The sequence below is a fragment of the Ignavibacteria bacterium genome, assembly GCA_016873845.1.
GTDB lineage: Bacteria > Bacteroidota > Ignavibacteria > Ch128b > Ch128b > JAHJVF01.
This window is the reverse complement of record VGVX01000002.1, coordinates 75,143-88,046: the sequence shown is the minus strand read 5'-3', so window position 1 is coordinate 88,046 and position 12,904 is coordinate 75,143. Positions and strand designations below refer to the sequence as shown.

Annotated in this window: 16 protein-coding genes and 3 tRNA genes; 1 reads left to right on the top strand and 18 read right to left on the bottom strand. The window is 34.9% G+C overall.

Features of this window, described 5'->3' with window-relative positions; all coding sequences use genetic code 11:
* Nucleotides 1-44 precede the first annotated feature (44 nt).
* From FJ213_01100 to FJ213_01015, 18 genes are all read right to left on the bottom strand, one after another.
* Nucleotides 45-121, bottom strand: a tRNA-Val gene (locus FJ213_01100).
* A 62-nt stretch (nucleotides 122-183) separates the two neighbouring features.
* Nucleotides 184-272 (bottom strand) — tRNA-Leu (locus FJ213_01095).
* A 130-nt stretch (nucleotides 273-402) separates the two neighbouring features.
* Nucleotides 403-1,128: a mechanosensitive ion channel gene (locus FJ213_01090; GenBank protein ID MBM4174760.1), complete on the bottom strand. Its 726-nt coding sequence runs from the start codon at nucleotides 1,126-1,128 to the stop codon at nucleotides 403-405.
* Nucleotides 1,125-1,802, bottom strand: a complete 678-nt coding sequence (locus tag FJ213_01085; protein MBM4174759.1) for a hypothetical protein — start codon at nucleotides 1,800-1,802, stop codon at nucleotides 1,125-1,127. Before FJ213_01085 ends, FJ213_01090 begins: the two co-directional genes overlap by 4 nt.
* Nucleotides 1,803-1,849: 47 nt before the next feature.
* A complete protein-coding gene (locus FJ213_01080) occupies nucleotides 1,850-2,212 on the bottom strand; it encodes an ATP-binding protein (GenBank protein MBM4174758.1) in 363 nt (120 codons plus the stop codon).
* Nucleotides 2,213-2,412: 200 nt separating this feature from the next.
* The gene (locus FJ213_01075; protein ID MBM4174757.1) at nucleotides 2,413-3,267 is read right to left on the bottom strand and encodes an amino acid permease; all 855 of its coding nucleotides are present in this window, start codon (nucleotides 3,265-3,267) and stop codon (nucleotides 2,413-2,415) included.
* A 30-nt stretch (nucleotides 3,268-3,297) separates the two neighbouring features.
* Nucleotides 3,298-3,609 carry a hypothetical protein gene (locus tag FJ213_01070; GenBank protein MBM4174756.1) on the bottom strand — a complete coding sequence of 104 codons (312 nt, stop codon included), beginning with the start codon at nucleotides 3,607-3,609 and terminating at the stop codon, nucleotides 3,298-3,300.
* Complete coding sequence (locus FJ213_01065) at nucleotides 3,539-3,844, bottom strand: hypothetical protein (GenBank protein ID MBM4174755.1); 306 nt, start codon at nucleotides 3,842-3,844, stop codon at nucleotides 3,539-3,541. Before FJ213_01065 ends, FJ213_01070 begins: the two co-directional genes overlap by 71 nt.
* A gap of 392 nt (nucleotides 3,845-4,236) precedes the next feature.
* A complete protein-coding gene (locus FJ213_01060) occupies nucleotides 4,237-4,599 on the bottom strand; it encodes a hypothetical protein (protein MBM4174754.1) in 363 nt (120 codons plus the stop codon).
* A gap of 85 nt (nucleotides 4,600-4,684) precedes the next feature.
* Entirely contained in the window at nucleotides 4,685-5,296 is a 612-nt protein-coding gene (locus FJ213_01055) for a regulatory protein RecX (protein MBM4174753.1), read from the bottom strand.
* Entirely contained in the window at nucleotides 5,293-6,348 is a 1,056-nt protein-coding gene (gene recA / locus FJ213_01050) for a recombinase RecA (protein MBM4174752.1), read from the bottom strand. The genes FJ213_01055 and recA overlap by 4 nt, the downstream gene beginning before the upstream one ends.
* Nucleotides 6,349-6,909, bottom strand: coding sequence for an RNA 2',3'-cyclic phosphodiesterase (gene thpR, locus FJ213_01045; protein MBM4174751.1), 561 nt, complete (start codon nucleotides 6,907-6,909; stop codon nucleotides 6,349-6,351). It lies immediately after the preceding gene.
* Nucleotides 6,899-8,158, bottom strand: coding sequence for a competence/damage-inducible protein A (locus FJ213_01040; GenBank protein MBM4174750.1), 1,260 nt, complete (start codon nucleotides 8,156-8,158; stop codon nucleotides 6,899-6,901). Before FJ213_01040 ends, thpR begins: the two co-directional genes overlap by 11 nt.
* Entirely contained in the window at nucleotides 8,155-8,640 is a 486-nt protein-coding gene (locus FJ213_01035) for a phosphatidylglycerophosphatase A (protein ID MBM4174749.1), read from the bottom strand. Before FJ213_01035 ends, FJ213_01040 begins: the two co-directional genes overlap by 4 nt.
* Before the next feature lie 3 nt (nucleotides 8,641-8,643).
* Nucleotides 8,644-9,234 carry a CDP-diacylglycerol--glycerol-3-phosphate 3-phosphatidyltransferase gene (pgsA, locus tag FJ213_01030; protein ID MBM4174748.1) on the bottom strand — a complete coding sequence of 197 codons (591 nt, stop codon included), beginning with the start codon at nucleotides 9,232-9,234 and terminating at the stop codon, nucleotides 8,644-8,646.
* 85 nt (nucleotides 9,235-9,319) lie between these two features.
* Entirely contained in the window at nucleotides 9,320-10,204 is an 885-nt protein-coding gene (locus tag FJ213_01025) for a phosphoribosylaminoimidazolesuccinocarboxamide synthase (protein MBM4174747.1), read from the bottom strand.
* On the bottom strand, nucleotides 10,201-10,947 hold the full coding sequence (locus FJ213_01020; GenBank protein MBM4174746.1) for an SDR family oxidoreductase: 747 nt from the start codon (nucleotides 10,945-10,947) through the stop codon (nucleotides 10,201-10,203). Before FJ213_01020 ends, FJ213_01025 begins: the two co-directional genes overlap by 4 nt.
* A 45-nt stretch (nucleotides 10,948-10,992) precedes the next feature.
* Nucleotides 10,993-11,068: transfer RNA gene (locus FJ213_01015), tRNA-Phe, on the bottom strand.
* 307 nt (nucleotides 11,069-11,375) lie between these two features.
* Here FJ213_01015 and FJ213_01010 point away from each other — a divergent pair.
* Complete coding sequence (locus FJ213_01010) at nucleotides 11,376-12,734, top strand: aminotransferase class V-fold PLP-dependent enzyme (protein MBM4174745.1); 1,359 nt, start codon at nucleotides 11,376-11,378, stop codon at nucleotides 12,732-12,734.
* The last annotated feature ends 170 nt before the right edge of the window (nucleotides 12,735-12,904 follow it).

Sequence of the window (12,904 nt, the reverse complement as noted above, 5' to 3'; positions counted from 1 at the left end):
CAAGCACAAATCGAAGCATATTTTAACGATTTTATCATCTTTGTTCGTGGGCTCTACAAGATTCGAACTTGTGACCTCTTCCATGTCAAGGAAGCGCGCTAACCAACTGCGCCAAGAGCCCAAAATCCAATTTTCAATTTTAACTCAACTTTGCATTTTGAAATTTGCAATTTGAATTTCATTTAGTACCGAGGGCCGGACTCGAACCGGCACGGGTGAAAACACCCACAGGATTTTAAGTCCTGTGCGTCTACCAATTCCGCCACCCCGGCAATGTCAAAAAAAGCACTGCAAATATAAAAATTTACCTCTCGCTTTGCAAAAAAATGTTCATATACATTTTCAATAAGACTTAGGAAACTTAATTGCTCATTCCATAAAATTCAGTACAATTTTTGGTAACTAAACTTGAAATTTTTCTTTTATAAGACTCTCGATCTCACTCGCGCCAATTTGATGCAATACATAGCCAGAAATCTCAACTTCGTATGCTTGATCATCTTCTGATTTGAAAATTATTTTTGGTTCACGGTTTACTGCTGTCCAGACAGAGTTTAGAATAACTTTCTTAATCATAGAAATCAGTTGATTTTTTGCAGATTCTTTTTTCGTTCTTACGCTGAATCTGTACCTATAGAATTCTTGATCGAGTTTAAGACTTGAGATGAAATTCTTTGCAAGTGAACTATATGGTATTTGAATTGATTCTGCCCCGTCTTTTTCCAGCTCAATCGATCTATAACCGCGCTTTTTAATAATGCCCACAACCTCGCCTATCTTAATCATCGAACCAATCTCAAAATCATTATCAATCCGTAAAAACATTCCGGAAACAAAATCACGGATAAACTGCCAGCCTGATAACACAGCGAATAGTATAACACCGAACATAATAAATGAAATTATTGTCGGCGATTGGGGAAAGATCAGAATTAGAACATTTATAGTAATAAATATTAATACACCTAATTGAAGAAGTGGGATTGATCTGATAAAAAATCTGTATTGATTGAAAATCAACTTATAATATCTAACCATAAATCTTATGATCACTAACACTACTGGCACCGCAAGCGCAGCAAATAAAGTATTCAAACTAAAGAGCGCCAAGTACAATTTTAGATTCATAACAATCCTTTTCGCTTAAATTCTCTTACAATGAAAGGGAGAAGAAACGGACTTATCTCAAGAATTTCACCATGCTTATCTATTAAAGAATAGTTTACTAAGGGGATTAACTCTTCATCAATAAGCTCAGAGTCCAACCTTGTTATTGTTGGAATCGAATTAATCGATAATTTATTATGAAGTATAAACTGAAGCAGAATTATTTTTTGAATACTTGATAAGTTATCGAGAATTCTTTGATGTGGGATTTCTAGATAACTAATATGAATCGCTCCTTCCCCATATTTCAAAATATTCGAAATCCAACTGTAAAGTGCTGGACCAATGACACCATCAGAGTATTCAAATATTTTATTGAACATTTTTACTTCACGCCATTTATTAAAACTTTGTTCTCCTTTTGAATTTATTTTAACAATTAGTCTCGTAGATTCATGACGAGGCATAATAATGCTTTTCAGTTCTTCTGCACTGAATGGTTCACACTTTATAACCCCGACAAAATTGTTTTCGATTGGTTGTATCATATTTATGAAATTATAAGCGTGAACGTTGCAATTAACAATGAAAAGTATTTTTCTTGAAAAGCTTTCCATCAAATTAAAAATCACATTGAGAACATCAATTCCATTATCAGTACGCTCCCACCAAAGCTCCAAATCGTTAATAATCACAACTGAATAGACAGGAAGATTTTCAAGAATAATGTTTGGTTCGCCATTTAACTTTGTTGCGTCTCAAATTGTATTTTTAATTGATTTACTGAAGTTGAGCCCTGCGGAATTGCTTCGAGGTTAAATATTTTTGATTGAGAGAAATTTTTCTGAGCACCATAGAGTGACAATGCAGTTTTTCCGGAATTAGGTTCACCCAGTATAAGTAAATTTCCGGAACTGCCATTTTTGAATCGATCGGCGATTTCTCGAATCTTGTGTAACTCCAGTTCGCGTCCTACCCAGAGATTCTCTGAGATAGCAGGTTTACCTATAAACATCTGTTTATAATACAAAGGAAGTGATCTAAAAACAGGTTGGTCCGGAGTAAACTGCTTAACAAAATAAATCTTACTTTTGCCTTTGCCCAATCCTCTGATGAGGAAATAAATCTAATAAGATGTATCATAAGAGTAATGTTATTTCCGGTTCCTCTCCACCAGACATCAATCCTTGTTTTCTTCCCATAATTTTTTTCGGAGTTATGCGACAGAATTAAAATATTAAAATCCGAATTGTTGTACCCGTTTAACAAGTGAACAAATTTTTCAGGGCTCCTTGTCTTTTTACCCTAGCCAAGAAGAATCGTGTTTGGCTCAATTCCAGTGAAGCCATAAAGTTTTGGGATAATTTCCATGCACTCATACATATCATTGCATTCAATTTCCCTAAAGAAATAATCTTTCGAATCATCGGAATCGGAAATTTCATTAATGGATTTCGCGCTGATTGATTTAATATCTTTATTTTCAACTAGATTAAAATTAGATATAATACCTCTTTTCGCTGCAATCCAATTAGCAAGTTCGATCAAATGCGGGCGAACATGCTGCCTGCCGCTGAAAAGAATTAGATTCGGAAGCCAATTCCTCTGATTTTCACTATCTTTCTTAAGTCGATTCAATCCAGTTTTAACCAACATGTTCCATACGCCATTCCAAGCGTCACCAGTATCAAGTTTCAATTCTCTTCTCTTTATTAAGAAAAAAACCAATCCAAAAATTATTGTCGCTCCAATGAATGCGACAAAATCAAGCTGTATCATTATAAAGAATGCAGTAACCGAACCAATTATACTTGCCGCTTTTGGAACTTTAAAATCCGGTCTGAAGTCGGGACTCGCCCAACTCTCGAAGAAGCAGCTTAAATTTAAAAATCCATAAGTTGTTATAAAGAACATTGAGACAATTCTTGCAATAATATCAAGTTCACCAATCAGAATTCCTGCTTCGGCAATCACAAATGATAAGAGTAAAGCATTTCTTGGTTCATTTTCTTTTCCATGCCCTTTAGAAAAAAATTTCGGTGTAATTTTATCAGCCGAAGCTGCTTGGAGAATTCTTGGCGCTCCCAAAATACTTCCAAACGCCGAAGATAAAGTCGCTCCCCAAATACCTGCAATGACTAATGGCGGAAATAAAGAAATTTCAAAAAGGACTTTTGGATTATTTGCTAATTAATCTGCATCTACCGTATAAGAGAAAAAGAATGGAAGAAAAAGATAAACTGCTAAACCAACAAAAATTGCAGTTAATGTTCCTCGCGGAATTGATTTTTTTGGATCCTGCAGATCTCCCGACATTGATACGCCAGCTTCGAATCCTGTTACCGCCGGGAAAAAAATTCCGAAAAGGACCAAAAACGGAACTTCACTATCGAGTGGAGTAAAATGTGGTGATTGAGGCGTAAGCTGATGACTACCAAAAAAAATCGAAATCAAATGATAAACCGATAGCAGCCATAATAAAATACTGCGTTCTGATAGCAAGTGAAGTGCTGATGAATGTAATAATTGTTACTGCAACAAGTGCAATGCTGCCCGCAAGCCGAATTGAGTCTTTATTTATTTCATATCCCCAAAATGCAAGAAAGCTTTCTGCAAAACCGATCAAATACAAACTGACACTAAAAGATAATCCGACAAACAACGCTAGACCTAAGGTTCCGCCAATTGAAAGTCTCAAACTGCGACTTATAATGTAATACGTTCCACCGGCTTTAATTTTTTTATCAGTTGCTAGAAGAGACGCTCAAACCAGTGGTTACAGAAATAATATGGGCAATCACTATAATTACGAGGGTTAGGAATAAGCCTGCCTGCCCAACTATCCACGGCAATCGCAGATACATTATTACGCCCAGAATAGTCAATATAGAAGGTGTGAAAACTCCGCCGAAGGTCCCAAACTTTTTTATTCTGCTCATGTCAATCTATCTTCGCTAATAATTATGTGGCTTTCAACAAAATAAACGCTGAATTTTGGCACTAAATAATTGGCCAAATATTTTGTCTATTTAATATATGAATAATTTGAAAAATAGGAGAGATGTTCAGTAGATAATAATTGAGACCGGCTGCTCGTATCCGGTCTCATGAAGGAGAGAACGTAATGAGTTATGTTACATCTGTTACTGATAAATATGCACAAGCTCTTCTAACGCAGCGTTCATCATCGAAATGAATTGCCTGTTTGATCGCAAATAAACCCCTGTCATCCTGAATTTTGTGGAGAGCGATGGCAGCTAAGATTCTCAATTCCTTGTTTTTGTCTGATTTAAGGATTTTCATAAGTTGAATGACAACTTCATCCATTTTCAAATCACCAGCAAGATTAATTGCATCGGACTTTATCATTGAGTTTTCAGTTTGCAAAGAATTCTTAAGATTAGTCTCAACGAGTTTTGATAGATCCGCAGCAGAAACAGAATTCACCGAAAAAATTCCTAAAACAGCAATAAGGGAAATAATTGTTTTCATTTTCCTGACTCCTTTTTATTTGTTGCACACTTATTCGGAATCAAATTGAAAATGTTACAAATAAATTGGATTAAGTTTTTTAGGATTAATCTATTTTATCAATAAAAATTTTAATTTTTTCCCAGCTGAAGCCTTTTTGAAAAAGATAGTTTATTACTTTCTGCTTATCTGAAGGAGTGAGTTTTGTTGAAAATCGTTTTAAATATTTTTCTGCTGTAGTTTCTAAATTTTTCATTTCAGTTTCATCAGAAATGTCTGTCAAAAGAGATTTTACTTGAGAATCACTTATTCCCCGTTTTCGAAGTTCGGTTTTGATCCTGCTAGGCCCAAAATATTTTCTTTTAGTCAATTCATCTGCAAACTCTTTGGCAAATTTTTCATCATCAATTAATTGAGAGTGTATTAGACTCTCCAATGTTTTATTGACAGTCTCGGGAGCGAATTTCTTTTGGCTAAGTTTTCTCCTGAGTTCAAAGATCGAATGATTACGAATCGCTAAAAATCTAAGTGCGGATTGCTTAGCCTGATTTAACTCTTCATATGCAATTATGTCTTCAAGATAATTTTCAGAAAGTTTTTGATTGAGCGATAATTGAAATTTATTGTAGGTATCAATTGAAAGAAGTATAGGATCAGATTGGGAAAAGAAAATCTTTATACGATTTCCTTTTCGCTCAATCTTAATAACTTCAATCATTTATTCTTTTCAGACTTGGACTTTTTACTTGGTTCTTCTTCTTTAACTTCTTCCTTTTTCAAGAGACCAAGGTCCTCACGAACTTTTCTATCTAATAAATCCAGAAGTTTTGGATCCTCCAACAATTTTGATTTAAATTGTTCGCGACCTTGAAATCTATCTCCTTCGAATGTAAACCAAGAACCACTTTTTTGCACAATTTCATGCTCTGTTGCAAGATCAATCAATTCTCCTGCTTTTGAGATTCCCTCATTGAAAAGTATATCGAACTCAACTTCCTTGAATGGGGGAGCAACTTTACTCTTCACAACTTTAACTTTAACTCTATTGCCGATTACATCAGTTCCTTCTTTAATCACACCTATTCTTCTAATATCCATTCTAACTGAAGCATAGAACTTTAAAGCGTTTCCTCCGGTAGTTGTTTCTGGATTACCGAAAACAATTCCAATTTTGCTTCTCAATTGATTCGTAAAAATCACGCATGTATTTGATTTTGAAATTGCTCCAGTAATTTTTCGTAATGCTTGCGACATCAATCTTGCTTGCATCGCCATGTGAGCATCTCCCATATCCCCTTCAATTTCAGAACGCGGCACAAGTGCTGCAACAGAATCGATTACAATTACATCCATTGCATTGCTTCGAATAAGTGAATCTACTATCTCCAAAGCCTGTTCACCGAAATCCGGCTGCGATAAAATTAAATTATTTGTATCTACACCTAATTTTTTGGCATAGTTAATATCGAAGGCATGCTCAGCATCAATAATCGCAGCTAAACCATTATTTTTTTGCGCTTCTGCAATTACATGTAAACAGGTAGTAGTTTTGCCTGAAGATTCCGGTCCGTATATTTCTACTATTCTTCCGCGTGGGACACCACCAACTCCCAATGCAAAGTCAAGTGAAATTGAGCCAGTTGAAATAACATCAATAGCTGGTAATGCGAAATCACCTAGCCGCATTATTGCACCTTTGCCATAATTTTTTTCGATTAATGCAATTGTATCTTTAAGCGATCTTAATTTTTCATCTCTCTCGTCTGCCATTTAATTCTCCCTAAGATTAAATTTTTTATGAATATAATATTTTGAGCCGAATCTATCCAATTCACTTTTCATTAATTCTACAGAATTAATCCTTTCGATGAAAGATTCGAAACTATAATCTCTTAATTTATCAATAAATGCTGGTGATATCCTACCTTTTACCCGTCCGATTGTAACATGGGGATGAAAATTTCGCTCCTCAACTTCGATGCCAATTTGACTGGCGCAGCTTGCCAACTCTAGACCAATTCTCTCGATTGCTAGATTTTCTTTAATGCCGATCCAAATTACTTTCGGATTTTTAAAATTCGGGAAAGCACCCAAACTTTGAAAATAAATTTCTGTATTACCAATAACTTCAAGTTTCATTTTTACACTTTGAACTAAAATTGGAATTACAGACGTATCAATATCCCCAAGAAATAATGTTGTGATGTGAAGTTTCTCAAACGATTCCCACTTTATTGGTTCAGAATAGTTTTTAAATTCATTCATGAGAGAGAAGATTCGAGACCTGCATCTTTCAGATAAATTTACAGCAAAAAACATTCTATGCTTCATCTTCAATTCCAAGTAGCATTCTTCTTACAAGTTCGAGAGCCGCTTGAGAGGTTCTTTCTTTATTTCTGATTCTGTTCTCAGCAAATCTGTGTCTGACAACCTTTACCTTTTCGTCATCAACATATCCAATATAAACCAAACCTACCGGTTTTGTCTTCGTTCCACCTGAAGGTCCCATGATTCCGGTTACAGAGAGTCCAATATTTGTCGAAGAGATATTTTTCACACCACGAGCCATCTCAATTGAGACTTGTTCACTAACAGATCCGTATTTAATAATGCTGTCAACACTAACGCCTAAAGTTTGGATCTTTGCGTCATTAGAATACGAAATCACTCCTTGCATAAAATACTTACTGCTTCCTGAAATGTTTGTGAGACGGTCAGCAATAATTCCTCCAGTGCAGGATTCAGCAACTGCAATTGTTAAATTTCTCTCTGCAAGAATTTTTCCAATTACTTCCTCTATCAAGAGGTCATCACAAGAATAAATGAATCCACCAGCCAAATCAGTAATTTTCTTTTCCGCTTTTTTGATTTCTGATTCAATTTCAGATGCTGATGTTCCTGAACAAGAGATTCTCATCTTAACACCGTATTGACTTGGGAGAAACGCAAGTTTACAATTTCCTAACCAACTTTTTATATCTCCGAGCAATTCAAATAAACTAGATTCTGGAATGCCTGTAGTGTGAATCAATTTTTGCCGATAAAATAACTTTTTCTCGTTGGCAAGCTTTCGCATTATTGGAAGGATATAATTTTCCATCATACTTTTCATTTCGGAAGGGACACCAGGCATTACAAAATAGACTTTACCTTCGTGGGAAATATCAAAGCCAGGAGCAGTTCCTACAAGATTTTCAATCACATTAGCAATCCTCGGAACATAGGCTTGCTGCCGGTTCACTGTTGGCATTTCTCTCTCACGTTTTTGAAAACGCTCTTCAATTCTTCTTAGCACAGATTCATTAAATATTAATTCAGTATTAAAATACTCTGTTATTGAATCACGAGTAATATCATCGTGAGTAGGACCTAAGCCACCAGTGATGAAAATAAAATCTGAATCGGCATGAACAGTATCGAGTGTGTTGAATATTGCTGATTTTTTATCTCCAACAACTGAGCTTGTTACAACTTCAAATCCAAGAGATGTCAATTTCTCACCAATGTAAGCAGCATTAGTATTCAGAGTTTGACCAATTAAAATTTCATCACCAATAGAAATGATTCCAATACGATTCATAAAATTATTATATCAGGAAAAAAATATATTATCAGTTGAATTGTTAAAATGGTATAAATCCCGGCAATGATATCATCCATCATGATACCATAACCACCTTTCAAACTTTGGCTAACGTTTGCAGGATACGGTTTAACTATATCAAACATTCTAAATAGGAAAAAACTCAAAGCAGAGAGTATTATAGTTTTGGGAATGAACAGCAGTGAAATCCACATTCCAACTACTTCATCGATAACCACTTGTGGGGGATCGTATCCGAATTTTTTCTCGCCTATCGTGCCGGACCATATACCAAGAATAGAGAATATGACTATTAAAACGGTTAATATTCCAATTTTTTCAAAACCCGGAATAATCCAGTAAATAATTAATGCAAAGAATGAAGCAACTGTGCCAGACGCAAATGGAAAATATCCAACCGAGAAAAAGGTTGATAATGAGAGGGCGATTTTTTCGGATAAGTATTTGGGTGATTTCATAATCTAATTTCTTAAAATTTTTTCAATGTTATATCGATTACTGTACAAGTAACTAATACCAGTATAAAATGTTAAAAGTGTAACTGCCAGCATCGTATAATAAATAAGCTGCTGATTAAGAAGAATTTCAAAAACCCATCTTGGAATGAATTTAAGAAAGTTTACACTTTTTCCTATATAAAGTACTAAAATGTAATATAGAAAAACCATTTGAGTAAAAGTTTTTACTTTAGCCAAAAACGAAGTGCTGAACGATTGATTTTTATATTGAGCAAATATTCTTAAAATTGTAATCATTAAATCTCGTACAACGATTACAACCACCATCCACAACTCTAAAACACCGACAAAAATGAACACAATGAATCCTACAGAAGTTAATATTTTATCAGCAAGAGGATCTAAAAATTTTCCAAGATTCGACATGTAATTGAATTTTCTTGCGAGCCAGCCATCGTACCAGTCCGTCAGCGCTGCAATAATAAAGACTAATAGCGAGATCTGATGGAACAATAAATTCGACGAAAGAAAAAACCATGCAAAAATCGGTGCCAAAATTATTCGCAAAATTGTAAGCTGATTTGGAATTGTCATAGGTTGAAATCAATCTAAATCAAATTATTATTTTATGCAATAACTTGAAACTAAAATGAGAAAGTAATTTATGGAATTTACAAAATTATGCAGTTAGAAGATTTAAAATCTCTATATACTTTTGACTTGTAGTCTGGATTATCTCTTTGGGCAGCGCTGGTGCCGGTGGCTGTTTATTGAAATTTATACTTAATAAATAATCCCTTAGGAATTGTTTATCCAGACTGTCCTGACTTTTACCAGCGATATATTTATCCTTTAGCCAAAATCGTGAAGAATCTGGAGTCAGCACTTCGTCCGCTAAAATTATTTTCCCATCGAGAATACCGAATTCAAGTTTAGTATCAGCAATAATGATTCCCTTTTGTGAAGCAATGGCAGCGGCATGGTTGTAAATTTTGATTGTCTTTTCTCGCAACTCTTCAGCAACATTAACTCCAAGAATTTCTACTACTTTTAAGAACGGAATATTTAAATCGTGTTTACCGATCTCCGCTTTAGTTGAAGGGGTAAAAATCGGATTCGGAAGTTCTTGCGATTCAATTAAGCCATGTGGTAATTCAATTTCGCAAATTGATTGATTCTCGCAATACTCGTTCCAACCCGAACCAGACAAATAACCTCGTACAATACATTCGATAGGGACAATATTTACCTTCTTAACGAGAAGTGATCTCCCTTCTAATTCACTTTCATATTGGTGACAGATTTTTGGATACTCAGCAACATTTGATGTAATAAGGTGATTTTTACAAATGTCAGAAAGTACATCAAACCAGAAAAGTGACAATTGCGTGAGAACATATCCTTTATAAGGAATTCCCTCATTAAAGACGACATCGAATGCAGAAATACGGTCAGTTGCTACAAACAATAAAGTTTCTCCAAGATCATATATATCTCTCACCTTCCCACGATGGACTACTTTAAGATTTTCAAAATTTGTCTCGGTGATAACTTTCATCTTCATCGTGCACAAGTTAAATTTCTACCACCATCAATTGAAACTGTGTTCCCAGTGATCCAGGAAGCTTCCGATGAAGATAAGTAAAAAATCAAATCTGCAATCTCATCTGAAATACCAACACGTCCGATTGGATGAGTTGCTTTGCTTCTTTCTAAAAATGCTTGATAAGCACTTTCGTCCATCCCAGATGCTTTGTGAATATTTGTGACAACTACGCCCGGATTAACAGCGTTGACGCGAATTCCTTTAGGAGCAAGCTCGAGAGCCGCACACCTTGTTAATTGATCCAAAGCTGCTTTGCTCACACAATATGCCAAAACATTTGGAAAACTTCTTAAACCAGTTACACTCGATACGTTAACAATATTTCCCTTTCGCTTTTCAAGAAATGGAATGGATAAATTCATAATATGAAAAACTGAGTTTAAGTTGATTTCCATCATTTCATTCCATGAATCTAGAGAAGTATCCTCAATTGAACCACTTCTTAAGATGCCCGCAGCGTTTACAACTACGTCCAGCTCAATTTTTTTTCTATTAAGCTCAACGAATAACTTTTTCCGCGCTGAAGAATCGGCTAGATCAAAATTTAAAATCTCCACACGATCATTGAATTGATTTTTAATTTCATTAAGCTTCTCTTGATTTCGTCCAACTGCGAGCACAAAAGAATTATTAGAGTCAAACTTTTTCAGCGCTGCAAAACCAATTCCGCTTGTTGCGCCTGTGATAAGAATATTTTTCATAGCCGTCTGATTTTATTACAAAAAAGCCCGATAAAATCGGGCGACTGGTGGGCAGAGACGGAATCGAACCGCCGACACATGGATTTTCAGTCCATTGCTCTACCATCTGAGCTATCTGCCCAGTACTTTCAAAATTTGCGGTACAAACTTAATATTTTTTTTCGAAATAGAAAAACCGCTCGCACAAAAAAAACTCCTCTTTTTAGTGAGGAGGAGGAAAATTGAAGTGGGTTAGGGCTATTATGGGGCAAATAAAGGTGGGTACTTCCTCCCCCTCTCTTATTAATTGGGGTAACGGTAGCAATATAAACTCTCGATATATAAATGGCAACAATTATTTTAAAAATTATTTTAAATATTCTAGAAAAAATTTTCTATTCCATCTTTCACATCTTATATTTAAACACTTTATTGAATAAAGTCTATAAATGAAAAATAGTCAGTTGAAAAAAAGATTGAACTCTATCGTTGATAATTATTTTCAGTACGAGTCCAATTGGTCAATTTTTATCTCACCTGATTACCTTGAGCACTTTTCTAAATCTGAAAACGTATTAAATCTTCTAAATAAAAAACTAACAGGCACTTATCCATTTTTTCATCCATTCTATGCTGGTCAAATGTTAAAGCCGCCTATCGAAGTTGCATCACTTGCTTATTTCTCAGCAATGATGTTGAATCCAAATAATCACGCACTCGATGGAGGACCATCGACCAGTCAATTGGAAAAAGAAACTGTCGACGCCATAGCAAAGATGGTAGGTTATAAAAAATATCTTGGTCATTTAACTTCGAGCGGGACGATTGCCAATTTGGAGGGATTATGGATTTCGAAAATGCTGAATCCCAAATCTTATTTCGCTATCTGCGAAAATGCTCATTACACTCATACGCGATTGTCTCAAGTATTAAATTTTAAATACAAAATCATCAAAATGAATGATCGTGGACAAATGGACATCGATCATCTTATAAAAATAATTAAAAGAGGTCATATTGGAACTGTAATCGTAACACTTGGAACAACAGGATTTGGGGCTTTGGATCCGCTTCATGAAATATTAAGTCTACAGAAACATTATAACTTCAGAATACATGTTGACGCAGCATATGGAGGCTTCTTCAAAATCCTTCAAAACGAAGGGTCAAAACTTATTGATTCAAAACCATTTAAATTTCTAAATCGAGCTGATAGTATTGTAATTGATCCGCATAAACATGGATTGCAGCCCTATGGCTGTGGATGCATTTTATTCAGAGATCCAAGCGTCGGTAAATTTTATAAACACGATTCACCGTATACTTACTTCACTTCGAAAAAATTACATTTAGGAGAAGTGAGCATCGAATGTTCACGAGCTGGTGCTTCGGCAGCGGCATTGTGGGCAACATTAAAAATATTCCCATTGAAAACAAAAGCTGGTCTTTATAAATTTCTTACAAGCTCACGCAAGGCAGCAATCAAATTCCAACTGCTTGTAAATAATAGTTCTAAACTGCGATTAATAGTTCAACCCGAATTGGATATTGTTAACTTTTTTCCTATGCAAAAATCCACAGCTAATATAAGCAGAATATGTAACAAGATTTTCAAAAAACTGATGGAGAGAAAAGTAAAGCCAATTTACCTTAGCAAGTACCGAATCGATTCTGACTTTTTTGTAAAACTTAACCCATCTATCAAAAAGAATTCAAAAGAGGTTGTTATTTTAAGATCAGCATTGATGAAACCTGAACATGAGCATTACGTAAACGAAATTTTTAGCGAAATTGAAAAATTGTCCTGAAAACTGTATTGAGGACATTCAAAACATTTGAATAGCATTTTTAAAAATAATTCTCTTCAATTAAATAAAGTAAGACTAACTGCATATGATTAAAATGGAGAGAGCTTATTTCATCCGCAAAGCAAAATTATTAATCAACTCACCAATAATATATTTATCATCTAAAGGAA

Bases quoted from the DNA above. Each gene is read 5' to 3' on its own strand.
- FJ213_01090 (MBM4174760.1), bottom strand. From the start codon at position 1,128: ATGAATCTAAAATTGTACTTGGCGCTCTTTAGTTTGAATACTTTATTT.
- FJ213_01060 (MBM4174754.1), bottom strand. From the start codon at position 4,599: ATGAAAACAATTATTTCCCTTATTGCTGTTTTAGGAATTTTTTCGGTG.
- FJ213_01055 (MBM4174753.1), bottom strand. From the start codon at position 5,296: ATGATTGAAGTTATTAAGATTGAGCGAAAAGGAAATCGTATAAAGATT.
- recA (MBM4174752.1), bottom strand. From the start codon at position 6,348: ATGGCAGACGAGAGAGATGAAAAATTAAGATCGCTTAAAGATACAATT.
- thpR (MBM4174751.1), bottom strand. From the start codon at position 6,909: ATGAAGCATAGAATGTTTTTTGCTGTAAATTTATCTGAAAGATGCAGG.
- FJ213_01040 (MBM4174750.1), bottom strand. From the start codon at position 8,158: ATGAATCGTATTGGAATCATTTCTATTGGTGATGAAATTTTAATTGGT.
- FJ213_01035 (MBM4174749.1), bottom strand. From the start codon at position 8,640: ATGAAATCACCCAAATACTTATCCGAAAAAATCGCCCTCTCATTATCA.
- pgsA (MBM4174748.1), bottom strand. From the start codon at position 9,234: ATGACAATTCCAAATCAGCTTACAATTTTGCGAATAATTTTGGCACCG.
- FJ213_01025 (MBM4174747.1), bottom strand. From the start codon at position 10,204: ATGAAGATGAAAGTTATCACCGAGACAAATTTTGAAAATCTTAAAGTA.
- FJ213_01020 (MBM4174746.1), bottom strand. From the start codon at position 10,947: ATGAAAAATATTCTTATCACAGGCGCAACAAGCGGAATTGGTTTTGCA.
- FJ213_01010 (MBM4174745.1), top strand. From the start codon at position 11,376: ATGAAAAATAGTCAGTTGAAAAAAAGATTGAACTCTATCGTTGATAAT.